Source organism: Aeromicrobium sp. CFBP 8757, assembly GCF_014841755.1.
Classification (GTDB): Bacteria; Actinomycetota; Actinomycetes; order Propionibacteriales; family Nocardioidaceae; genus Aeromicrobium.
On sequence record NZ_JACYUM010000002.1, the window covers coordinates 512,120 to 533,898 of the forward strand.

Genomic DNA, 21,779 nt, shown 5'->3' on the forward strand with positions numbered 1-21,779 from the left:
AGGAGGCCGCATGACCGTGCTGGTCATCGGCGAGGCGCTGGTCGACGTCGTGCAGCGCGAGGGCCGCGAGCCCGAGCCGCACGCCGGCGGATCACCGTTCAACGTCGCGGTGGGCCTGGCCCGCCTCGACGTGCCGACGGTCCTGGCCGCGCAGGTGGGCCCCGACCGCTACGGCGACGGGCTCCGCTGGCACCTGACCGACTCCGACGTCGCACTGGTCGAGCTCGACCCCGTGCCGGCGCGGACGTCGACGGCGGCAGCGACGCTGGCCGGCGACGGCAGCGCGAGCTACGAGTTCGACCTGACGTGGGACCCTGCGGCACTGCCCGATCCCGCCGACTTCGTCGCCGTGCACGTCGGCTCGCTGGGCACGTCGCTGCAGCCCGGGGCCGCGCTGGTCGCCGACCTCGTGGTGGGCGCCGACGTGATGGGCGTCCCGGTGTCGTTCGATCCCAACGTGCGGCTCGCCGTCGAGCCCGATCCCGAGGTGTGGCGGCGCGTGTTCGCCGAGATCGCGCCGCACACCTCGATCCTCAAGATGAGCGACGAGGACGCCGCGACGCTGTTTCCCGACGAGGATCCCGCCGACCTGGTCCGCCGGCTGGCGGCCGACCACGGCATCGTCGCGATCACGCGCGGTGGCGAGGGCGCCGTCATCGCGACGGCGGGGGCGTTCGCGAGCGTCCCGCCCGCCGACGTCCGCATGGTCGACACGATCGGCGCGGGCGACTCGTTCATGGCGGCGATGCTCGCGTGGTGCGCGACGTACGACTGGCCCAGCGCGTCCGAGCTCGACGCCACCGAGCTGACCGATCTGGCGATGTACGCCTCCAGCGCCGCCGCCATCACCTGCTCGCGTCCGGGGGCCGACCCGCCGCGGACGATCGACCTGACCCCGTGACCGATCCCCCGGTCGAGCACCACGCCGGGCGCGACGGCCTGCAGCTGGCGTACCGGCAGGTCGGTGACGGGCGGCCCGTCCTGCTGCTGCACGGGTTCTTCACGACGGGTGTCGTCGCGTGGCTGCGCAGCGGGCACGCGGCCCGGCTGGTCGCGAGCGGGCACCGCGTGATCGTGCCCGACATGCGCGGTCACGGCGACAGCCCCAAGCCGCACGATCGCGCCGCGTACCCGCCGGACGTGCTGACCGACGACGCCCTCGCGCTCGTCGAGCACCTGGGCCTGACCGACTACGACCTCGGCGGCTACTCGCTGGGCGCGCGCACGGTCGTCCGCATGCTGGTGCGGGGCGCCGGCCCCCGCAGGGCCGCGGTGGGCGGAGCCGGCTTCGACCAGCTGCTGCACGCCGCGGGCCGCGGCACGACGTTCCGGCACGTGCTCGACCACCTCGGGCGCCACGAGTGGGGCTCGCGCGACTGGCTCATGGAGGGCTTCCTGCGCAAGACCCAGGGCGATCCGACGGCGCTGCGGCACGTGCTCGACACCCCCGTCGACACGACGCGCGAGCAGCTCGCGGCGATCGCGGTGCCGACGCTCGTCGTCACCGGCACCGACGACGAGCCCGACGCGGGCCGCGAGCTGGCGGCGACCCTGCAGCACGCGTCGTTCGTCGAGGTGCCCGGTGACCACGTCGGCGCCTCCGGCACCCCCGAGCTCGGCGAAGCCTTCACCGACTGGTTCGCCTGAGCCCTGCCCGCCCCCCGTCCCGCGTGACCCGCGAGTGGTGCGGCCTGGACATTCTGGGACGGCGTGTCCGACCACATTGCACCGTTCGCGCTCGCTAATGCACCACTCGGCGCGCCGGGACGTCAGGCGACCGGGCGGGCTCCCCGCACCGACACGCACCCGGCGGCCGACTCGGCGCCCGCGCGCAGGGACGCCTCGGCGTCCCGCGCGCCGACCCAGCGGCTGAGGAAGCCCGCCGCGAAGGCGTCGCCGGCACCGACCGTGTCGACGACGTCGGCCTCGAGCGCCGCGACCGCCTCGCCCGCGAACGTCGCCCCCTCGGCGCCGCGCGTGACGACGACCCCGTCACCCTCGAGCCGCAGGAACCCCTGCTCGTCCTCGTTCGGAAAGACCAGGTCGGCGCCGGCGAGCCACGACAGGACGGTCTCGCGTCCCGCGGCCTCGACGAAGCCCAGCGAGCTCGGGTCGATGCTGACGCCGGCCCCGCGCCGCCGCGCCTCGGCCACGAGCCCGAGCGCCAGCGGCCGCACCGCGTCGTCGAAGAACGAGTACCCCGTCAGGTGCAGCCACGTCACGCCGTCCCACACGTCGGCGGGGACGTGCTCGGCCGTCATGGTCGCGTTGGCGGCGCGGTCGACGTACATCGTCCGGTCGGCGGCCGCGTCGAGCGTCAGCACGATCGTCGCCGTCGGCAGGTCGGGGTCGCCCGAGACACGGGCGTCGACGCCGTACGCCTCGAGCGCCGCCACGTGACGCGCGACGGCGTCCGCACCGCAGCGACCCACGAAGCGCACCGGCGCGCCCCGGTGCCCCAGCCACGCCGCGACGTTGGCCGCCGAACCGCCCGCCGTCATGCGGATCTCCGAGACGGTGTCACTCGCGGCGTTGACCGCGCCGAGCGGGCGGACGCCGATGTCGTCAACCAGGTCGCCGACGACGAGGATCATCGCGCGTCCCTCATCGGGCCGACCACGACAGCGCGATCTCGCCCGCGACCCGGATGTTGTTCTCGGCGATCTTCAAGTTCACCGCGAGGCTCTCGCCGCCGGTCAGCTCGACGATCGTCAGCAGCAGGAACGGGGTGACCTCCTTGCCCGTCAGACCCTGCTCGCCGGCCATCCGCAGCGCGTCCGTCAGCGCCCGGTCGTGCACCGCGGGGTCGAGCTGCTCGGCGACCGGCAGCGGATTGGCGACCAGGATGCCGGCCTGCTGGCCCAGCGCGTCGCGAGCCGCCATGACGTCGGCGACCGCCGCGGCGTCCGGCACGGTCCAGTCGAGCTCGAAGCCCGAGTCGGTCAGCCAGAAGCTCGGGAAGCGGTCGGTGCCGTAGCCGAGCACCGGCACGCTGAGGGTCTCGAGGCGCTCCAGGGTCGCCGGGATGTCGAGGATCGACTTCACGCCGGCCGAGACGACCGTGATCGGCACCTGCGACAGGATCGTCAGGTCGGCCGACTCGTCGAACGTCTCGGACGCGCCGCGGTGCACGCCGCCGAGGCCCCCGGTCGCGAACACGCGGATGCCGGCGAGGTTCGCGATGTACGACGTCGCGGCGACGGTCGTCGCGCCGCTGCCGCCGCGGGCGATCGCGATCGGCAGGTCGCGCACGCTCAGCTTGGGGATGTCCTCGCCCGCGACGCGCACCAGCTCGTCGTCGGTCAGACCGGCCTTGAGCACGCCGTCGAGCACCGCGATCGTGGCCGGGACGACGCCCGCGTCGGTCAGGATCGACTCGAAGCGGCGGGCGGCGTGCAGGTTGTCGGGGCGTGGCAGGCCGTGCGAGATGATCGTCGACTCGAGCGCGACGACGGGCCGCCCCTCGTCGATCGCGGACTGCACGGCGGGCGAGATGCTGAGGGGAAGGGTCACTCCGAGATCCTACGAGTCGAGTGGTGCATTCCCGTCCGCGAGCGGTGCGTCGTGGTCAGACACGCCGTCCCAGAAAGTCCACACCGCACCACTCGCGAATACGGGGCTCAGATCTCGGTGCGGTGGAAGTTCGCGTGGGAGCGGGACGCCGTGGGGCCGCGCTGGCCCTGGTAGCGCGAGCCGTACTTCTCGGAGCCGTACGGGTTGTCGGCCGCCGAGCTGAGGCGGAAGTAGCAGACCTGGCCGATCTTCATGCCGGGGTAGAGCTTGATCGGCAGGGTCGCGACGTTCGCGAGCTCGAGCGTCACGTGGCCCGAGAAGCCAGGGTCGATGAAGCCGGCGGTCGAGTGCGTCAGCAGACCCAGACGCCCGAGCGACGACTTGCCCTCGAGGCGCGCCGCGATGTCGTCGGGCAGCGTCACGAGCTCGTACGTCGAGCCCAGCACGAACTCGCCGGGGTGCAGGATGAACTCCTCGCCCGACGCGACCTCGATCTCGCGCGTCAGGTCGGACTGGTCGGCCGCCGGGTCGATGTGCGGGTACTTGTGGTTGTCGAACACCCGGAAGAACTTGTCGAGCCGGACGTCGATGCTCGACGGCTGGATCATGCCGGGGTCGAAGGGGTCGAGGCCGACGCGGCCGGCCTCGATCTCGGCGAGGATGTCGCGGTCTGAGAGGAGCACGAGTCGAAACTAACGCATCGGCGGCCCCGTGCCCGGTCTACCGTTGGCCCATGGGCCGACTGATCTACTCGTGCAACGTCTCGCTCGACGGCTACTCGGCCGACGCCGCGGGCCGATTCGACTGGTCGCAGCCCGACGAGCGGGTGCACGCCGTCACCGCCGACCTGCTGCGCCCCATCGGCACGCACCTGTACGGGCGCCGGATGTACGACGTCATGGTGTTCTGGGAGACCGTCGACGACCCCGAGCCGTTCATGGTCGACTTCGCCCGGCTGTGGCGGGCCGCCGACAAGGTCGTCTACTCGCGCACGCTGACCGAGCCGTCCAGCGATCGCACCCGCATCGAGCGCGACTTCGACGTGGACGCCGTGCGCGCGCTCGTCGAGGAGTCCGCGACGGACGTGCTGATCGGCGGCGCCGATCTGGGCGGCCAGGCCATCGCGGCGGGCCTGGTCGACGAGCTCCACACCTTCGTGCACCCCGTGCTGATGGGCGGTGGCACGCGCTGGCTGCCCGACGGCGTCCGCGTCGGTCTCGAGCTCGTCGACGAGCACCGGTTCGGCGGTGTCGTGCACCTGCACCACCGCGTCTCGCGGGACGACCGATGACGTCGACGCTCGACGTCCGCGAGGACGACCTCACGGGCCCGGACGTCGTCGCCCTGCTCGAGCAGCACCTCGACGAGATGCACAGCCACACTCCCGCCGAGAGCGTCCACGCACTCGACGTCGACCGCCTGCGGGCCGACGGCGTGACGTTCTGGAGCGCCTGGTCGGACGGACGGCTGGCGGGCTGCGGCGCGATCAAGCACCTCGACCCCGCGCACGCGGAGATCAAGTCGATGCGCACCGCGGACGGGTTCCGCGGGCGTGGAGTCGCCGCCACCCTGCTGGCGCACATGGTCGCCGAGGCCCGCTCCCGCGGCTACGAGCGGCTCAGCCTCGAGACCGGCAGCAACCCGCCGTTCGCCCCGGCCCGCCGCCTGTACGAGCGGCACGGCTTCGCGTACTGCGAGCCGTTCGGCGACTACGAGCCCGATCCGTGGAGCGTCTTCATGTCGCGCGACCTCGTCTGACGACGACGCCACACGGAGCTGACGACGGCGTACGCCACGAGCACCATCGTCAGCACGACCCAGCTGAGCACGTACGGCTTGCCGAGGATCGTCTCGTTGCCGGGCTTGCCCCCCTGGCCGCTGAGGACCGGCAGGAACGCGACGGTCAGGGTGCCCCAGACGAGGAACGCCGTCGCCGACCCGCTGCGGAAGTGGGCCGGCAGCACCCGCGACGCGCCGTAGCCGATCGCCACCACGACGGGCGCCAGCACGGCGTCGTGCAGGATGACGCCACCGGCGAGCCAGAACGCCTCGGACGTCAGCTGCTCGCGGGTGAAGTCGCGCATCAACCACACGCCCCACAGGCCGCAGCCGACGCCGAGGGCGACCAGCAGCGCCCGCACGGCCCTCATGCGTCGACCTCGAGCCGGTTGACCCACTTGGTCTGGAACACACCCGGACGGTTGGGGGCGATGAGCCGGGCCGGGTAGCCGTGGTCGATGTCGAGCTTCTCCCCGTTCAGCGAGAGGGCGAGCATCGTCCGGCCGTCCTCGACGACGTTGCCGACGACCCGCGACGAGCCGAAGGCGCCCTTGGTCTGCAGCGACCGCACCACGACGTCCGCGTCGGGCTCGGCGCCGACCAGGGCCAGCAGGTCGCGCAGCGGGACGCCCGTCCACGTCGCGCTGCGGCTCCACCCCTCGACGCACGCGATCGGCAGCCGGTGCGTGCTCTGCGGCATCGCGAGCAGCTCGTCGCGCGACAGCGAGACGGTGCGGTCGCCGGCCGTCACCTCGAGCCGCCAGGCCGGGTCGAGCGCCGTCTCGGACGTGCCCGCGCCGGCTGCGGTGCGGTTGACGGGCAGGTCCTGCGGGCCGTCGCCGGGTCGCACCGAGAAGGCCGAGACCTTGCGCAGCCACGGCACCGACTGCCCGGCGGTCAGCAGCACCGCCAGGCCCGACGCCGCGAACGCGCCGCGCAGGACGGTCCGACGGGTCGGGGCGGACGGGTCGAGGTGCTCGTCAGGGTGCTCGATCGGCGAACCGAGGGCCGTGCGGATGACGGGCAGCTTGACGCCGATGTGCACGACCAGCGAGCCGATCGCGACCCACGCCACGGCCTCGTGCGTCCGGCGGAAGCTGAACTCCCACGGGTACCAGCCGATGATGTTGAGCGTCCCGCTCGCGAGCATGAAGAACGTCGAGCCCATCAGCGCGGCGATGGACGCCCGCTCGAGCACCTCGACGACCAGACCCCGTGCGCCGGCGGCCGGGCGGTTGAACAACCGCGGGAACACCGACCAGAGCTTGACCAGCAGCAGCGGGATCGCGGCGGTGCCGGAGGCGATGTGCAGGCCCTGCGTCCAGCGGTACAGCTGCGTCGGGTTCGGGCTCAGCGTCAGCCACCCCGGGGTGCTGTACTGGAAGTGGCTCCACATGCCCGTCGCGAAGCAGACCGCGAAGCAGATACCGAGGGCGGTGCCGACGCGGGCCGTCAGCGCCGTGCCGCGTGCCCGGCTCTCGAAGTCGTCGGGTCGCGGGATCCGTCGCTCGATGTCGGCGACGGTCGGCAGCCTCACGCCGTGTCCCGCACCATCGTCGCGGTGTGGCGGGTGCCGACCGTGTGGGTCGAGACGACCCTCATGCCGGCCGCCGCGGCGACGTCGTCGATCGCGTCGAGACCGACGACAGCCCAGTCGAACGGCACCGAGAGCCGTCCGTCGACGCGCAGGCGTCGGCGCTCGCGCACCAGCCCGGTGCCGTGGTCGGCGACCTCGGCGATGACCCTGCCGCCGGGCACCAGCACCTCGCCGACGCGGGCCAGCAGCCGGACGGGGTCGCCGCCGATGCCGAGATTGCCGTCGGCGAGCAGCGCGTACGTCCAGCATCCCTCGCCGGGGATCTTCGTGTAGACGTCGCGCAGCAGCGCCAGGGCGCCGCGGTCGCGGGTCTGCCGGACCGCCTCCTGCGAGACGTCGATGCCCATCGCGAAGACGTGGCGGGCGGCGAGCGCGCCGACGAGGCGTCCCGGCCCGCAGCCGATGTCGATCGTCTCGGCGTCGCAGGGGTCGATGAACAGCGCGCGGTCGACCCAGTCGGGCTCGGACGACCACATCGCGACGTCGAACGGCTCGATGCGGCCGACGTCGTCGACGACGTGCGTCGTCTTGCCGGTGAAGGCCGCGTCGTAGGCGCTGACCGGGTCGAAGGCGAGACTCATGAGGTGGCCTCCGTCGACTCGTGGCGGCTGACGGCCTCGGCGAGGCGCGAGATCGGGATGTCGGCGGCGATCGCGACCGCGTCGTCGTACGTGTCCATGTCGGCGAGCGTGCGCAGGGTCACGACGTCGCCGCCGAGGGCCTCGACGGTCTTCGCGCCCGTGTCGTCGGCCGACATCTCGACGTCGACGAGTCGTTCGGCCAGCGACGGGTCGGGCAGCCCGAGGAGCCACCATCCGCCGTCCGTGGCGGGCCCGACGACGATGCTGCCGAGCTCGACCATGCGGCCGGCGTCGAGGTAGTCGGCGACGAGCAGCTGGGGCGTGTCCATGCCGACCTGGACGATCCCGGTGCCGTCCTCGGACGTCGCGGCGGCGTCGGCGTGCGCGTGGGCGAGGCGTTCGGCCAGGCCCTCGCCACGCTGCGGGACGACGCGCAGCGGTTCGAGCGCGGCGGCGATCTCCTCGGCGCGGGCGGCCTGGGACAGGTCGCCGGTCATCGCGACCACGACGGGCCAGCCGACCGCCGACGCCGTCGCGAGCGTGTCGAGCAGGGCGGCGGCGGCGAGCTCGGCCGCGACGTCGTCGCCCACCGTCTGAGCGACGCGGGTCTTGGCCAGGCCGGGCACGGGCGCCTTCGCCACGACGAGCAGCGTGGGGGCGGTCATCGCATGACCTTCGCGAAGTCGTGGGCGACGCGGACCGTGCCCTTGAGCGAGCCGGAGACCTTCGACTTCGTGCCCGCGGCGCGGCGGTCGTACGAGACGTCGACCTCGCTGACCGTCCAGCCCGCACGCGACGCCTTGAGCATCAGCTCGAGCGGGTAGCCGAAGCGCCGGTCCTGGACGTCGAGCGCCAGCAGGTCGTCGCGGCGGCACACCCGCATGGGAGCGAGGTCGTGGATGCCGAACGCGCTCCGGCGGCGGATCATGGTCGCCAGCGCCAGGGTCCCGGCGCGGGCGTGCCACGGCCACACCCCTCGTCCGACGGGTCGCCGGCGACCGACGGCCATCGTCACTCCCCCGTCACGCACGAGGTCGAGCATCGGCTCGAGCTCGTCCATGCGCATCGACGCGTCGCCGTCGATCACGGCGACGTACTCGGCCGTCGCGGCCAGCATCCCGGTGTGCACGGCGGCCCCGTACCCCGGACGGTGCTCGGTCACCACCTGCGCGCCCAGCGAGCGGGCGACATCGGCCGTTCCGTCGGTCGATCCGTTGTCGACGACGATGACGTTCCAGCCCACCGGGACGTGCGCGAGCACGGTCGGGAGGGCCAGAGCCTCGTCCCGACACGGGATCACGACATCACAGGTGCTCATGGTCATGGTTCGAACCTAGGGGTCGTGGCGCTTGGTCGCATGCGCAGGCGATGCGGCGCCACCCGATCGTCAGGCTGATCTCAGGCCGTCCACCTAGGCTGACGGCGTGCCCACGACCCTCACCCGCCCACGCGCCGCCGCCGTCTCGGCCGCCGCGGGCCTGCTGCTCGTCGCCGCCTCGATGATCGTGCCGCTGTGGCTCGACGACGACGTCCGGGTCCACTTCCCTCCGCTGCACGCCGACTGGGACCCCCGGTTCGGCCTGCTGACGCTGCCCGCGATCGCGATCGGCCTGCTGCTCGTGGCCGTGCTGCCACGGATCGCGCGGGCGCTGCCGTGGCGCGCGGTGCTCGCGACGGCGTTCGCGACGACCTGGGTGTGGATCGTCGCGGTCGCGATGACCGAGGGCACCGAGGGTCTCGCGCGGACGTTCGAGCGTCGCCAGGAGTACGTGTACGACGCGCAGAGCGTCGGCTCGATCCACACGATGCTGCAGACGTTCATCGACCGCATCCCGATGGACGCGCCCGACAACTGGTACGTCCACGTCGCGGGCCACCCGCCGGGAGCGCTGCTGTACTTCGTCGGCATCGACCGGCTCGGCATCACCGATCCGTTCTGGATCGGCCTCGTGTGCGTGACGATCGCGAGCACCGCGATCGTCGCCGTCATGATCACGCTGCGCACGCTCGGCTCCGAGGCGCTCGCCCGGTCCGCGATGCCGTGGATCGTCCTGGCCCCCACCGCGGTGTGGATGGGCGTCAACGGCGACGCGGTCTTCACGGCCGTCGCGGCGTGGGGGCTGGCGCTGCTGGCGGTGGCGGCGAAGCACCGGCGCGTGCTGCCGGCCGTCGGCGCGGGCCTGCTGCTGGGCTACTGCGTCTACCTGTCGTACGGGCTGACGCTGCTGGGCGTCCTGGCGCTCGCGGTGCTGCTGATCGCCCGCTCGTGGCGTCCCCTGCCGTGGGCCGTCGGGGGCGCGCTCGTCGTCGCGGCGGCCTTCACGCTCGGCGGATTCGCGTGGTGGGAGGCCTACCCCGTCCTGCGCGAGCGCTACTACGACGGCATCGCGTCCGAGCGGGCGTTCTCCTACTGGGTGTGGGCCAACATCGCGGCCTGGACGTTCACGGCGGGGCTGGCCGTCTGGGCTGCGTTCCCGACGGCCGTGCGGGCCGTCCGCGAGCGCAACGTCCTGGCCCAGCTGGCGGCCGCGGCGGTGCTCACGATCGTCATCGCCGACCTGTCGGGCATGAGCAAGGCCGAGGTCGAGCGCATCTGGCTGCCATTCACGATCTGGATCGTCGCGCTGCCGTCGCTCCTGCCGGAGCGCTGGCACCGGCCGCTGCTGCTCAGCCAGGTCGTCCTCGCGCTGCTGGCCCAGCAGCTGATCCTCACCCGTTGGTGAGTCAGCCCAGATCTGCGGAGAAGTGGACCTGATCGGGCCGCTGAAGGGGTCCGCTCGTCCGCACTTCTGGGCTGGTGGACCTAGCGGGTGCGCAGGGGGTCGGTGGCCAGGGCGGCGAGGCCGTCCTGCGGGGTGATCTCGGCCTCGAAGCCCAGACCCGCCTTCGCCGCCTCGGGCGAGGCGACGACGTGGCGGACGTCGAAGGCCCGGTAGTCGCCCGTCAGCACCGGCTCCCGGCCGCCCGCCGCCGCCGAGAGCGTCGAGGCCATCTCGCCGATCGTGAACGTCGTGCCCGACGCGACGTTGTACGGCGTCACGCCCGACGGGTGCGAGCCCACCTGCTCGATCGCGAGCACGTTGGCCCGCGCGATGTCGTGGACGTGCACGAAGTCGCGCACCTGCCGGCCGTCCTCGTACACGCGCGGCGCCTCGCCACGGGCGATCGCCGAGCGGAAGATCGCCGCGACGCCGGCGTACGGCGTGTCGGCGGGCATGCCCGGCCCGTAGACGTTGTGGTACCTCAGCGCGATCGCGCGGGAGCCCTCGAGGGTGCACCACGCCGACGCGTAGTGCTCCTGCGCGATCTTCGACGCGGCATAGCTCGTGCGGGGGATGAACGGGGTGTCCTCGGCGATGCGCCGCCACTCGATGTCGCCGCCGCACACGGGGCAGCGGGGGTCGTACCGGCCCACTGACAGGTCGTCCTCGCGACGCACCGCCGGCGGGACGTCGCCGTGCTCGGGGCACGTGTAGCGGCCGTCGCCGTAGACGACCATCGACGACGCCAGCACCAGGTCGGCCACCCCGCGCCGGGCCATCGCGGCCAGCAGGCGGGCCGTGCCGGCGTCGTTGTGCTCGGCGTAGTCGGGCAGGTCCTGGGCGTCGACGCCGTTGCCGACCATCGCGGCCTGGTGGCACACGACGTCGATGCCGTCGAGGACGTCGTCGAGCCGGTCCGACCTCAGGTCGAGGCGCTCGAACCCCGGCGGACGCTCGCCGGGCCCGTGCGCCTTGTCGAGGAACATGTCGAGCTGGACGACGTCGTGGCCGCGCTCGCGGGCGATGCGTCCGATGTGGGTGCCGATGAAGCCCGCGGCACCGGTGAGCAGGATCCTCATGACAGCACCCGGCTCACGGCAGCTCGACCGGCAGGTCCATGCCGTCGACGGCGTGCGGGCACGCGCAGTCGCGGTCGGTGCCGAGGTTGCGCACGACGTCGGCCAGCACGCCCTTGAGCGTGTCGGTGTGGGCGGCGAACACCTCGAAGACCGACTCCATGCTGACGGCCGACGCCTCGTCGACCCCGGCATCGTGATCGGTCACGAGCGCCACGGTGGCGTAGCAGAGCGCCAGCTCGCGGGCGAGGACCGCCTCGGGGTGGCCCGTCATGTTGACGACGGCCCAGTCCTGCGCGGCGTACCACTTCGACTCGGCGCGGGTCGAGAACCGCGGCCCCTCGATCACGACCATCGCGCCGCCGTCGACGGGCTCGTGGTCGCCCAGGCCGTCGAGCAGGTGGCCGCGCAGGCGCGAGCAGTACGGATCGGCGAACGAGACGTGGCACGCACCGGAGTCGAAGTACGTCTGGTGGCGCCCGGAGGTGCGGTCGACCAGCTGGTCCGGCACGACGAACGTGCCCGGCCCGTGCTCGACCTGCAGGCCGCCCACGGCGCACGGCGCCAGCACCTGCCGGACGCCGATGCTGCGCAGCGCCCACATGTTGGCGAGGTACGGCACGCGGTGCGCCGGGAAGTCGTGATGGGCGCCGTGCCGCGGCAGGAAGGCCACCGACCGTCCGCCGACCGTCCCGACCGAGATGGGGGCCGACGGCTTGCCGTACGGGGTGTCGACCTCGACCTGCTGCGGGTCGTCGAGGAACGTGTAGAAGCCGGATCCGCCGATCACGGCGACGTCCGGACGGGGCGATGCGCTCATCCCCCGAGCATGGCAGGGGCGGCCCCCCTCCGCGAAAGGAGGGAGGCCGCCACCGGCGGTCGGGCAGCCGTCACCTGACCCGCAGCGTCACCTTCGGGGCGGTGCGGGCGCCGACGGTCGACGACCCGGCGTACAGGGCCCGCACCGAGTACGTGCCCTTGCGGAGCTTCGGCAGCCGGACCGTGACCCGGCCGTTGCGCACCGTCGCCGTGACCGTCCGGGTCACGCCCTTGCGGGTCACCTTCACGGCGACCCGGCCACCGGGACGCAGGCCGGGCGCCGTGACCGTCACGGTGACCTTGGCGCGCTGCGTCCGCTTGACCGACGATTTCGCGAGCCTCGACCGCACCGCGGCGGACGCCTTGACGACCGACACCACGACCTCGCTGGACGCCGACGGCGCCTGCACCGAGGCGTCGGCCGGGACGAACGTCGCGGTGATGCGGTGGGTGCCGACCACGAGACTCGACGGCAGCCGCAGCCGGGCGACGCCGTTCGTCAGCTCGGCCTGGCCGAGCACCGCACCGCCGTCGGTGAAGCGGACGACACCGCGAGCGCGCCCCGTGCCCTCCGACGTCACGGACGCCGTCAGGTCGACGACCCGGTCTGAGCCGTACGCCTGCGAGGTGGCCGACGCGAAGATCTCGGACGTCGTGGCGGCCGCGGCGGGATCGGTCGGATCCGTGGGATCCGTCGGATCGGTCGGGTCGACGGGGTCGGTGCCGATCTCGACGACGGCGGGTCGCGAGACCACCGAGCGTCCGGTCGCGTCGGTGACCCGCGCGAACCACAGCGAGCCGGCCGGCAGGGCGGCGACGTCGAACCTGGCCTCCGCGCCGGCCTCGACGGCCTGCGAACCCAGCGGGGCCGACGGAGCCGACACCGTCCACGTCTGCGTCGTCAGCGACTTGTCGACCAGCAGGTCGATCTTCGCGACGAACTCGTCGTCCTTCGCGAGGTAGCGACCGTCCTGGTAGTCGTTGGCGGGCGTGCCGCGCAGCCCCGGCTCGTCGTACTTGTACGCCTCGAACGAGTCGAGGTGCGGCGAGTACGAGTTCACGGCCATCAGCTCGGCGTCGACGTCGAACTGCAGGAGCCGCTGGAAGCCGCTGTCGCGGTCGAGCGTGTCGGCGCGCGGTGTGGGCTGGGTCGACCGGTAGCCCTGGTAGTCGGCCAGCATCTGGACGACGGTGCGTCCCGTCTCGCCGACGTTGCGCACCGCGACGGTGTCCTCTGCCAGCTCGATCGCATCGGACTGCTCTCCCGTCACCGGGTCGCCGTACTTGGTGGCGACACCGTGGTAGTGGCCGCCCAGCACGAGGAAGATGTTGTCGCTCGGTGCGATGAGGTCGCGCCAGAGCTCCTCGCCGCGAGCCGTGTAGCGGTTGCCGCGGTTCTCGATCTCCTTCTCGGTCGTCAGGTAGCTGTGGGTGATCAGCACGACGTTGTGGTCGGGGTACGAGGCGGCGATCTCCTTGGCCCACTCGATCTGCTCCTCCGAGGGCCGGTAGGGCAGCGACAGCGCCAGGAAGTCGATGCCGTTGTCCTCGAAGAAGTCGTAGTGGGCGCTGTTGTCGCCCTTCTTCCACGACCCTCCCCACCAGTCCTCGTCCTGGTACATCTCGGGGCCGAAGTACTCGTTGTACAGATCGGTGTTGCGACCCCAGAAGCTGTCGTGGTTGCCGGGCAGGACGCCATTGGGCACGTCCGCGTCGTTCAGGATCTGGTGGATCCTCTGCGCCGCGGCGAACTCCTTCTTCGCCCGCACGGGGTCGGCGTTGCCGCCGATCCAGTTCTCGATGATGTCGCCGCCGTTGGTGCTGTACGCGATCTTGCGCGCGTCGGCGTTCGCGACGACCCAGGTGGCCATGCGGCGGAAGACGTCGCGGAACCCCTCGGACAGGAACTGCGTGTCGGTCATGTGGTTGAACGCGAAGTCGTAGTCCTGCGGGTCGAGGAACGTCTGGTCGGACACGCCGATCTCGTCGACCGCGCCACCCCGGACCCGCGGACCGTCGACCACCACGACGTTCGCGACGCCGTCGACGACCGATGCGGCGGGCAGCGTGGCGACGAGCGTCAGGTCGCCGTCGGCGCTCGGGGCGCCCTCGGCCAGCAGCTTCCACGCGGTGCCGTCCCAGCCGTGCACCTGGATCTCGTTGCGGGCCCGGGTCGTGCCGCTCCACGTGAACTCGACGCCGCCGGCCGGCACCGACGCGACGGGGATCGCGTAGCGCTGGAACGGGTAGGTGTCCTGGCCGGCCCTCGTGGTGAGGGCGGGCGCCGTCGCGACGCGCCGCTCGCCCGTGATCGACAGCGAGGCGGGCAGCTTGGTCCGACGGGTGGACCCGGCGTACACGACGGTGCCCTCCTCGGCGCCGACGGGCGTCGACGCCAGCAGGTCGACCGTGAGGTCGCCGCCGTCCTCGTCCTTCGTCGTGACCGTCGCGCGGAACCCGTCGGTGCGGGCGCGGTCCTTGGCGTCGGGCGTCCCGGGCACGTGCTCGGTGGCGACCTCGACGGGGTCGGTCTCGCCCTTGAGCGGCTCGGTCGGGTCGACCCAGGCGACGTCGGCGAGCTCGCCGGGCGTGCGGCCCGGCGTCTTCATGAAGTTCTCCTCGTCGTCGCCCGTCGTGCGGGCCCGCTGGTACGACTCGCCCCGGTCGTTCTTGGTGGTGTTGCGCAGCTCGGAGCCGAAGGCCACGCACGGGCTGTAGGTGACCGTCTCGTAGACGCCGACCGCGTCGACCATCGCGCCCTTCGGGTCGCGCAGGTACAGGCCGTAGCCGTCGGTCTCGTTGAGCCCGACCGACCAGACGCTCTTGGCGATCGCGCGCAGGTCGGCCGGCGCGTTGTCGTCCGCCGCGACGTACGTCCCGCCCGGCTCGAGCGTCACGTCGCCGAGGTCGGGCACCTGGTAGCCGGCGTTGCCGCGCCCGTCGCCCTCGCAGCGGCTCAGCGAGTAGCCCTTGAGGTTGATCGGCGACGTGCCGTAGTTGGCGATCTCGACGAACTCGTCGTTGCTGCCGGCGCTGCCTGCGCCGACGAGCTCGCTGATGCGCAGGTCGTGGCGGCTGGGCGCGGCCGGCGTGGTCAGCTGCTCCTTCGTCGAGGCGACGCCGGGCGAGCGCTCGCGGGCGAGCATGAAGTCGGTGGCGTTGTCGCCGGTGTCGGAGACACGGTGGTAGCTCTCGGCCTGCATCGAGCTCAGGTCGGCGGCCTGCGGGGTGCCCTGCGTGCAGGTGCTGTTGCGGTTGGCGTAGAAGCCGACACGGTCGACGATCCTGTCGTCGGCGCGCGTGATCATCGCGCCGAAGTCGCGCCAGTGCATGCCGGTCGTGTAGCGGGCGCCGACCGTGACGCCCGGCAGGATCGCCGCCGTGGCGGCCGTCGGCGCGTAGACGAACGACTTCCCGGCGCCGATCACGGTGCCGGTCGGCAGGCCCGTGTTCTGGCTGTACGCCGTGCCGTTCTCGCCGCAGCGGTAGAGCTTCCAGCCCGACACGTCGACGGGCTCGGAACCGAAGTTGGTCAGCTCGACGTACTGGCTCGACGTGCTGGTCTGGTTGCCGTTGGCGACCTCGCTGATCTTGACGGTGCTGGGCGCCAGCGGCTGGACGGCCGCGGTCGCGTTGGGCGCGTCGGGCGTGCGTCCGGCGACGACGAAGTCCTTCTCCTGGTCGCCGGTGTTGGCGACCCGCTGGTGGCTCTGGTTCAGCCGGTGGTCGAGGGCGCGGCTCAGGACCGTCGGCCGCTCGCAGTCGGAGTCGACCGACGGGTGGTAGAAGCCCACGGCGTCGAGCACGGTGTAGTCGGGCGCCTCGATGTAGGCGCCGAAGCCGAACTCGTGCAGCGTGCTGCCGGTCGCGTCGTAGTCGGCGTCGCGCGTGACGACGTCCTTCTTCGTGCTGGCGGGGTTGCCGATCGTGTACGTGTCACCGGGGGCCAGCGTCGTGTCGGCCGGGACGACCTTCTGCGGGCCGTAGGCATCGCCAGTCTGCCCGCAGCGCAGGATGCGGTAGCCCGAGATGTCGACGGGCGCGGAGCCGAAGTTGCCGATCTCGATGAAGTCGTCGGTCGTGACGCGGCTGGCGTTGCTGGTCGCGCCGGCGCCGCCGTTGGCGATCTCGCTGATCAGGATCGGGGACGGGTTGGGCTTGACGTCGGCGGCGGCACGGACGGCCGGCGCGGCGTGCGCGACGCCGGGCAGCATCGTGGCCAGGACGGCCGATCCGGCGAGACAGCTCACCAGTGCGGACAGGGGACGTGCACGTTTCACGGGTTCCTCCGGGGACAGGATCGAGACAGGGTGCCTGAGGGCGACCTGAGAGTCCCGGGCCCCGGTGAACGCCGGGTGACGTCCGTGGCGGTCGCGGCTGTCGGTCCCGCGAATCCCTGACGCCGTCCCGGTGGACGATGGCTACACTGGCGGCGACGTCATGCACGTCGCGCCGATGTAGCTCAGTGGTAGAGCGCTTGCTTCCCAAGCAAGATATGCGGGTTCGATTCCCGTCATCGGCTCCCCGGCGCGAAGCGCCCTCGCCCGATGACGGGAATCGAGTGGGCCCCTCAGCGCGGCCGCTCCCCCGCGGCGCAGCCGCCAGCAGCGGCCGCCGGACCAGGGATCCCGTCATCGGCAGCGGGCGCACGTGCCCGCCCATTGGCGCACGCAGAACAGCATCCTCACAGGCAGCTCTCAGCAAACGCCGCGTCGAAGACCTCGTGCACAAACTATTTTCACGCCCCTTTCTGCCTGCGATTGCAGCAGTTGCAGCACCGGACAGCCCACAGTTTCAGACCCCCCACCAATCCCCTCCCCACCCCCGCGGCGAAGTACAGGTGTAAGTCCCCCCCAACTTTCACCAGCACCTCAATCGCAAGGATGTGGATCACATGAGCACCATTCGCTCGTACAAGAAGACCTTCGCCGGCATCGCCATCGCGGCCGTCGCAGCACTGCCCCTCGCCGCCTGCTCGTCCTCCGACTCGGCCGGCTCGTCGTCGTCCGCCTCGGAGTCGAAGACGTCGATCGCCAAGCCCGTCGCCCGCATCAACGCGCTGTCCGGCGAGGACACCGCCGTGGCCCTCGACACGGGCTTCACCGACGCCCTGACCTCGCTCGGCCTGACGCCCGGCGTCGTCGGCGACGGCGCGCTCGAGGACGGCTCGCTCGTCTTCCCGATCACGGGCGGCAACGTCACGTACTTCAAGCCGGGAACGGCCAAGCCGTACGTCATCGGCCAGATCCAGCACGAGGGTTCGGGCTTCTCGCTCACCGCGGGTGACACCAAGGTCGAGATCACGAACCTGAACGTCGACCCGGGCGCCTCGCGCGTCTACGGCGACGTCTCGGTCAACGGCAAGACGGCCGCCAGCTCGGCGTTCATCTTCCAGCTGCGTGGCGCGACCCTGAAGCCGCTGCAGACCGAGGGTGACACCGCGATCCTCGAGGGCACGAAGGTGTACGTCAGCCCCGTCGCCGCGAGCCTGCTGAACGACACGTTCAAGACCGACGCCGTGACCGACCAGCTCCTGGTGGGCGTCGCCAAGATCACCGTCAACACCACGCCGGCCAGCTGACGGACCAGACCTCCTTCCCGGTTGGGTGAGGAGAACACACGACGGGCGTCCCCTCGGGGGCGCCCGTCGTGCTGTGTCCCGGCGGGGTCAGACGGCCTGGTGCTGGTCGGCCACCGAGCGGGCCTCGTCGCGCAGCGCCTGCACGACCAGGCGGACCGACGGCCGCTCGAACCGGTCGGGACGCAGCAGGGCCGCGATCTCGCGCTTGGCGCGGATGCCCACGAGCGGTCGCGTGACCAGTCCGTTGCCGTGCTCGCGGGTCGTGAACCGCGGCAGGATCGCGATGCCGTGGCCGCCGGCCACCAGCGCCTCGACGATGCCGTTGTCGGAGATCCGCTGCGCGATGCGCACCGGCTCGCCCGTGGCCGCCACGACCTGGCTCAGCACCCGGTCGAACGGGTAGTCGTGCGGCACGCCGATCCAGGTCTCGCCGACGACGTCGCGCGGCGACAGGCTCGCCCGGTGCGCGAGCGGGTGCCCCTCGGGCAGGGCGACGTCGAGCGGCTCGCTCATCAGCGGCACGACCTGCAGACCGCGCTCGTGCCATGACGCGGCCGTGGTCGGGGAGTCGGCGATCACGACGTCGTAGTCGGGCGTCAGGTCGGCGAAGTCGACCGTGACACCGTCCTCGTCGGAGCAGATCAGCTCGACCTCGGGCGTGTCGGCCATGCGCGACAACGTGCCCGGCAGCAGCATCTCACCACCCGTCGGGAACGTCGCGACGCGCACCTGCCCGGCCGGACGCTCCATGTACTCGCGCCAGCGGCCCTCGGCGCGCTCGATCGCGACCGCGATCTCGGTCGCCGTCTGCACCAGCGCGCGACCCGCGGGCGTCAGCGCGACCCCTCGTCCGGCGGGCTCGACGAGCCGGTAGCCCGCCTCCCGCTCGAGCACCTTGAGCTGTTGGGACACCGCCGACGGTGTGACCTTCATCGCGTCGGCGACCGCCCCGACGGTGCCGCGCTCCGACAGTTCCCGCAGCAGGGCGAGGCGATGCACATCCATGTAGCGATGCTACATGTTGGGCATAGATATGTTGGCTTGTCCTTGACGTTCCAGCGTTCCACACTGGAAGCACGAGCCACCCCCGACTCGTCCACACAGCCTTCAAGGAGGCCCCCATGCTCGTCCTCGGAATCCTCATCGGTGCGGTCACCGCGATCGGCGTCAGCAAGACCATCCACCTCGTCGCGACCGACGGCCACGGCCGCGTCCCGACGCGCACGTCGACGCACGCCTTCGACCTGCGCTGACCCGCGCCGCACCGCCGAGACCCCCACGCAGCCGCAGGCCGTGGGGTCTTGCACGTCCGGGGTCGGTAGCGTCGCGACCATGACGACGACCGGCTTCGACCTCGACATGACGCTGATCGACTCGCGGCCCGGCATCCGCGCGGTGTACGACCGGATCGTCGAGGAGTCGGGCGCCACGATCGACGTCGACGTCGTCGTGTCGCGCCTCGGGCCGCCGGTCGAGCAGGAGCTCGCGCAGTGGATGCCCGCCGACGACGCCGCCCGGTGGGCCGACCGCTACCGCGAGATCTACCCGGACATCGCCCTCGAGCTGATCTCGACCCTCCCGGGAGCCCATGCGGCCGTCGAGGCCGCCCGGTCGAGGGGGCGCGCGATCCTGATCACCGCCAAGCACGCGCCCAGCGCGACCCTGCACCTCGAGCGCCTCGGCATCGAGGTCGACGAGGTCTTCGGTCGCGCGTGGCGCGAGGGCAAGGCCGACGTGTTGCGGGCCCAGGGTGCCGGGGTCTACGTCGGCGACCACGTGCACGACATGGAGGCCGCGCGCTCCTCAGGCGCGTTCGGCGTCGGGGTCACGACCGGACCGTGCGACGCCGACGAGCTCCGCACGGCCGGCGCGGGCCACGTCCTGACGTCACTCGAGCTGCTGCCCGACTGGTTGGCACAGCACGCCTGATAGCGATGTGACGGGCGGAACAGGTTCGTGGGGCCGTTCGACTTGTCTTTGGCACCATCGGGAGCGGATACTTAAGTTACTACCCAGTAGCAAGCTGCGCCGCAGCCACCGATGAAGGAATGCTGGCATGAGCCATTACAAGAGCAACCTCCGCGACGTCGAGTTCAACCTCTTCGAGCTGTTCGACCGCCAGAGCGTCCTCGGCGCCGGCCCCTTCGAGGAGGTCGACGTCGACACCGCCAAGAGCATCCTGCGCGAGATCGACCGCATCTCCCGCGACGAGCTCGCCGCGTCCTTCGAGGACGCCGACCGCAACCCGCCCGTCTACGACCCCGCCGCCAAGACCGTCGTCATGACCGACTCGTTCCGCGCCTCCTACGACGCGTGGATGGGTGCCGAGTGGTGGCGCCTGGCGATCCCCGAGGAGCTCGGCGGCCAGGTCGCCCCCGCCTCACTGGTGTGGAGCAGCGCCGAGTTCGTCCTCGGCTCGAACCCCGCCATCTGGATGTACGCCTGCGGCCCCGCGTTCGCACGCATCGTCTTCGAGAACGGCATCGACCGCGACAAGAAGATCGCGCAGCACATGGTCGACCGGCAGTGGGGCGCCACGATGGTGCTCACCGAGCCCGACGCGGGCTCCGACGTCGGCGCCGGCCGCACCAAGGCGTTCCCCAACGAGGACGGCTCGTGGAACATCGAGGGCGTCAAGCGCTTCATCACCTCGGCCGAGCACGACCTGAGCGAGAACATCATGCACCTGGTGCTCGCCCGCCCCCAGGGCGTCGAGGGCGTCGGCGGCCCCGGCACCAAGGGGCTCAGCCTGTTCCTGGTCCCGAAGTTCCACTTCGACCACGAGACCGGCGAGCTGACCGGCGAGCGCAACGGCGCGTACGTCACCAACGTCGAGAAGAAGATGGGCCTCAAGGTCTCCACGACCTGCGAGGTCACCTTCGGCGACGGCGCACCGGCCCAGGGCTGGCTGCTCGGCGAGGTGCACGACGGCATCAACCAGATGTTCCGTGTCATCGAGAACGCCCGCATGTTCGTGGGCGCCAAAGCCATCGCGACGCTGTCGACGGGCTACCTCAACGCCCTCGACTACGCCAAGGAGCGCGTGCAGGGCGCCGACCTGACGCAGGCGTCCGACAAGACCGCGCCCCGCGTCACGATCACGCACCACCCGGACGTCCGCCGGTCGCTCATGACCCAGAAGGCGTTCGCCGAGGGCCTGCGCTCGCTGATGATCTACTGCGCCACGTGGCAGGACGACGTCATGGTCAAGGAGGCGTCGGGCGAGGACGCGTCGCTGTCCGAGGCCGTCAACGACCTGCTGCTCCCGCTCGTCAAGGGCTTCGGCTCCGAGCGCTCGTGGGTGCTGCTGGGCACCGAGTCGCTGCAGACGTTCGGCGGATCGGGCTTCCTGCAGGACTACCCGATCGAGCAGTACGTCCGCGACGCCAAGATCGACACCCTCTACGAGGGCACCACCGCGATCCAGGGCCAGGACCTGTTCTTCCGCAAGATCGTCAAGAACAAGGGCGCGGCGCTCGGCTACCTCGCCGGCGAGATCGAGGGCTTCATCACGAGCGAGGCCGGCAACGGTCGCCTCAAGATCGAGCGCGAGCTGCTGGCCAAGGGGCTCGAGGACGCCCAGGCCGTCATCGCGGCGACGTTCACCGACCTGATGTCGGCCAACCCGGCCGACGCCAACGGCGACATCAAGAACATCTACAAGGTCGGCCTCAACACGACCCGCCTGGTCTACGTGCTGGGCGACCTGACGATCGCGTGGCTGCTGCTGCGTGGCGCCGAGGTCGCGCTGCAGAAGCTCGGCGGCGAGGTGTCGGCCGCCGACAAGGCGTTCTACGAGGGCAAGGTCGCCGCGGCCTCGTTCTTCGCGCGCAACATGCTGCCGCTGCTGGCCGGCGAGCGCGCGATCGCGGAGAACATCGACGCGTCCATCATGGAGCTCGACGAAGCCGCCTTCTGACCGACGCCGCCTGCGGCGAAGCCGCCCCTCTTGCGAGGCGTGGTGAGGTGAACGGCTCGACCGAGCCGGGACCCCCACCACGCCTCGCTGCGTTTCTGTCGTTCGCCAGGGAGGAGCTCTGCGACGACCGTGAGGGCGAAGCCCGAGGCGAA

21 protein-coding genes and 1 tRNA gene are annotated in these 21,779 nt (G+C 71.7%); 10 read left to right on the forward strand and 12 right to left on the reverse strand.

All coding sequences use genetic code 11. From position 1 onward, the window contains the following. Positions 1-10 precede the first annotated feature (10 nt). Positions 11-901, forward strand: a complete 891-nt coding sequence (locus tag IFT73_RS09440) for a carbohydrate kinase (protein WP_192167402.1) — start codon at positions 11-13, stop codon at positions 899-901. After that, positions 898-1,647: an alpha/beta fold hydrolase gene (locus tag IFT73_RS09445; protein ID WP_197983869.1), complete on the forward strand. Its 750-nt coding sequence runs from the start codon at positions 898-900 to the stop codon at positions 1,645-1,647. Before IFT73_RS09440 ends, IFT73_RS09445 begins: the two co-directional genes overlap by 4 nt. Before the next feature lie 122 nt (positions 1,648-1,769). Here the strand turns inward: IFT73_RS09445 and IFT73_RS09450 are convergent, their stop codons facing one another. The 3 genes from IFT73_RS09450 to dcd all read right to left on the reverse strand — a co-directional run bounded on the left by IFT73_RS09450 (position 1,770) and on the right by dcd (position 4,196). Beyond that, positions 1,770-2,594, reverse strand: a complete 825-nt coding sequence (locus tag IFT73_RS09450) for a carbohydrate kinase family protein (protein ID WP_192167403.1) — start codon at positions 2,592-2,594, stop codon at positions 1,770-1,772. 10 nt (positions 2,595-2,604) lie between these two features. Beyond that, a complete protein-coding gene (locus IFT73_RS09455) occupies positions 2,605-3,513 on the reverse strand; it encodes a pseudouridine-5'-phosphate glycosidase (RefSeq protein ID WP_192167404.1) in 909 nt (302 codons plus the stop codon). A gap of 107 nt (positions 3,514-3,620) precedes the next feature. Then, complete coding sequence (dcd, locus tag IFT73_RS09460) at positions 3,621-4,196, reverse strand: dCTP deaminase (protein ID WP_056603622.1); 576 nt, start codon at positions 4,194-4,196, stop codon at positions 3,621-3,623. A gap of 50 nt (positions 4,197-4,246) precedes the next feature. Between dcd and IFT73_RS09465 the strand changes: the two genes are divergently transcribed. Together IFT73_RS09465 and IFT73_RS09470 are read left to right on the forward strand one after the other, a co-directional pair. Beyond that, the gene (locus IFT73_RS09465; protein WP_192167405.1) at positions 4,247-4,804 is read left to right on the forward strand and encodes a dihydrofolate reductase family protein; all 558 of its coding nucleotides are present in this window, start codon (positions 4,247-4,249) and stop codon (positions 4,802-4,804) included. Next, positions 4,801-5,271 (forward strand): GNAT family N-acetyltransferase, encoded by a 471-nt coding sequence (locus tag IFT73_RS09470; RefSeq protein ID WP_192167406.1) that lies wholly within the window; start codon positions 4,801-4,803, stop codon positions 5,269-5,271. Before IFT73_RS09465 ends, IFT73_RS09470 begins: the two co-directional genes overlap by 4 nt. Here IFT73_RS09470 and IFT73_RS09475 read toward each other — a convergent pair. Genes IFT73_RS09475 through IFT73_RS09490 form a run of 5 tightly spaced genes read right to left on the reverse strand, consistent with a single transcriptional unit; the run spans position 5,223 to position 8,794 of the window. Then, positions 5,223-5,663 (reverse strand): hypothetical protein, encoded by a 441-nt coding sequence (locus tag IFT73_RS09475; protein ID WP_192167407.1) that lies wholly within the window; start codon positions 5,661-5,663, stop codon positions 5,223-5,225. The genes IFT73_RS09470 and IFT73_RS09475 overlap by 49 nt on opposite strands. After that, positions 5,660-6,829 (reverse strand): molybdopterin-dependent oxidoreductase, encoded by a 1,170-nt coding sequence (locus IFT73_RS09480; protein ID WP_371811217.1) that lies wholly within the window; start codon positions 6,827-6,829, stop codon positions 5,660-5,662. The genes IFT73_RS09475 and IFT73_RS09480 overlap by 4 nt, the downstream gene beginning before the upstream one ends. Then, positions 6,826-7,470, reverse strand: coding sequence for a class I SAM-dependent methyltransferase (locus IFT73_RS18960; protein WP_244633160.1), 645 nt, complete (start codon positions 7,468-7,470; stop codon positions 6,826-6,828). The genes IFT73_RS09480 and IFT73_RS18960 overlap by 4 nt, the downstream gene beginning before the upstream one ends. Beyond that, a complete protein-coding gene (locus IFT73_RS09485; protein ID WP_192167409.1) occupies positions 7,467-8,135 on the reverse strand; it encodes a DUF2064 domain-containing protein in 669 nt (222 codons plus the stop codon). Before IFT73_RS09485 ends, IFT73_RS18960 begins: the two co-directional genes overlap by 4 nt. Next, positions 8,132-8,794: a glycosyltransferase family 2 protein gene (locus IFT73_RS09490; RefSeq protein ID WP_197983872.1), complete on the reverse strand. Its 663-nt coding sequence runs from the start codon at positions 8,792-8,794 to the stop codon at positions 8,132-8,134. The genes IFT73_RS09485 and IFT73_RS09490 overlap by 4 nt, the downstream gene beginning before the upstream one ends. Positions 8,795-8,894: 100 nt before the next feature. Here IFT73_RS09490 and IFT73_RS09495 point away from each other — a divergent pair, with 100 nt between their 5' ends. Continuing rightward, on the forward strand, positions 8,895-10,193 hold the full coding sequence (locus tag IFT73_RS09495) for a hypothetical protein (RefSeq protein WP_371811218.1): 1,299 nt from the start codon (positions 8,895-8,897) through the stop codon (positions 10,191-10,193). An 80-nt stretch (positions 10,194-10,273) separates the two neighbouring features. On the opposite strand, the gene IFT73_RS09500 is transcribed toward IFT73_RS09495, so the two are convergent. From IFT73_RS09500 to IFT73_RS09510, 3 genes are all read right to left on the reverse strand, one after another. Further along, positions 10,274-11,311 carry an NAD(P)-dependent oxidoreductase gene (locus tag IFT73_RS09500; RefSeq protein ID WP_192167410.1) on the reverse strand — a complete coding sequence of 346 codons (1,038 nt, stop codon included), beginning with the start codon at positions 11,309-11,311 and terminating at the stop codon, positions 10,274-10,276. A 13-nt stretch (positions 11,312-11,324) separates the two neighbouring features. Continuing rightward, entirely contained in the window at positions 11,325-12,128 is an 804-nt protein-coding gene (locus IFT73_RS09505) for an S-methyl-5'-thioadenosine phosphorylase (RefSeq protein ID WP_192167411.1), read from the reverse strand. A gap of 70 nt (positions 12,129-12,198) precedes the next feature. Then, positions 12,199-16,377 (reverse strand): lamin tail domain-containing protein, encoded by a 4,179-nt coding sequence (locus tag IFT73_RS09510; protein WP_192167412.1) that lies wholly within the window; start codon positions 16,375-16,377, stop codon positions 12,199-12,201. Positions 16,378-16,578: 201 nt separating this feature from the next. On the opposite strand from IFT73_RS09510, the gene IFT73_RS09515 reads away from it, so the two are divergent. Both IFT73_RS09515 and IFT73_RS09520 read left to right on the forward strand, forming a co-directional pair. After that, a tRNA-Gly gene (locus tag IFT73_RS09515) sits at positions 16,579-16,649 on the forward strand. A gap of 372 nt (positions 16,650-17,021) precedes the next feature. Next, the gene (locus tag IFT73_RS09520; RefSeq protein ID WP_192167413.1) at positions 17,022-17,708 is read left to right on the forward strand and encodes a hypothetical protein; all 687 of its coding nucleotides are present in this window, start codon (positions 17,022-17,024) and stop codon (positions 17,706-17,708) included. A gap of 87 nt (positions 17,709-17,795) precedes the next feature. On the opposite strand, the gene IFT73_RS09525 is transcribed toward IFT73_RS09520, so the two are convergent. Continuing rightward, positions 17,796-18,713: a LysR family transcriptional regulator gene (locus IFT73_RS09525; RefSeq protein WP_192167414.1), complete on the reverse strand. Its 918-nt coding sequence runs from the start codon at positions 18,711-18,713 to the stop codon at positions 17,796-17,798. A gap of 116 nt (positions 18,714-18,829) precedes the next feature. On the opposite strand from IFT73_RS09525, the gene IFT73_RS19285 reads away from it, so the two are divergent. From IFT73_RS19285 to IFT73_RS09535, 3 genes are all read left to right on the forward strand, one after another. Beyond that, entirely contained in the window at positions 18,830-18,961 is a 132-nt protein-coding gene (locus IFT73_RS19285) for a hypothetical protein (RefSeq protein WP_255355083.1), read from the forward strand. A 79-nt stretch (positions 18,962-19,040) separates the two neighbouring features. Then, entirely contained in the window at positions 19,041-19,637 is a 597-nt protein-coding gene (locus tag IFT73_RS09530) for an HAD family hydrolase (protein ID WP_192167415.1), read from the forward strand. A gap of 127 nt (positions 19,638-19,764) precedes the next feature. After that, complete coding sequence (locus tag IFT73_RS09535; protein WP_192167416.1) at positions 19,765-21,627, forward strand: acyl-CoA dehydrogenase; 1,863 nt, start codon at positions 19,765-19,767, stop codon at positions 21,625-21,627. Positions 21,628-21,779: the final 152 nt, after the last annotated feature.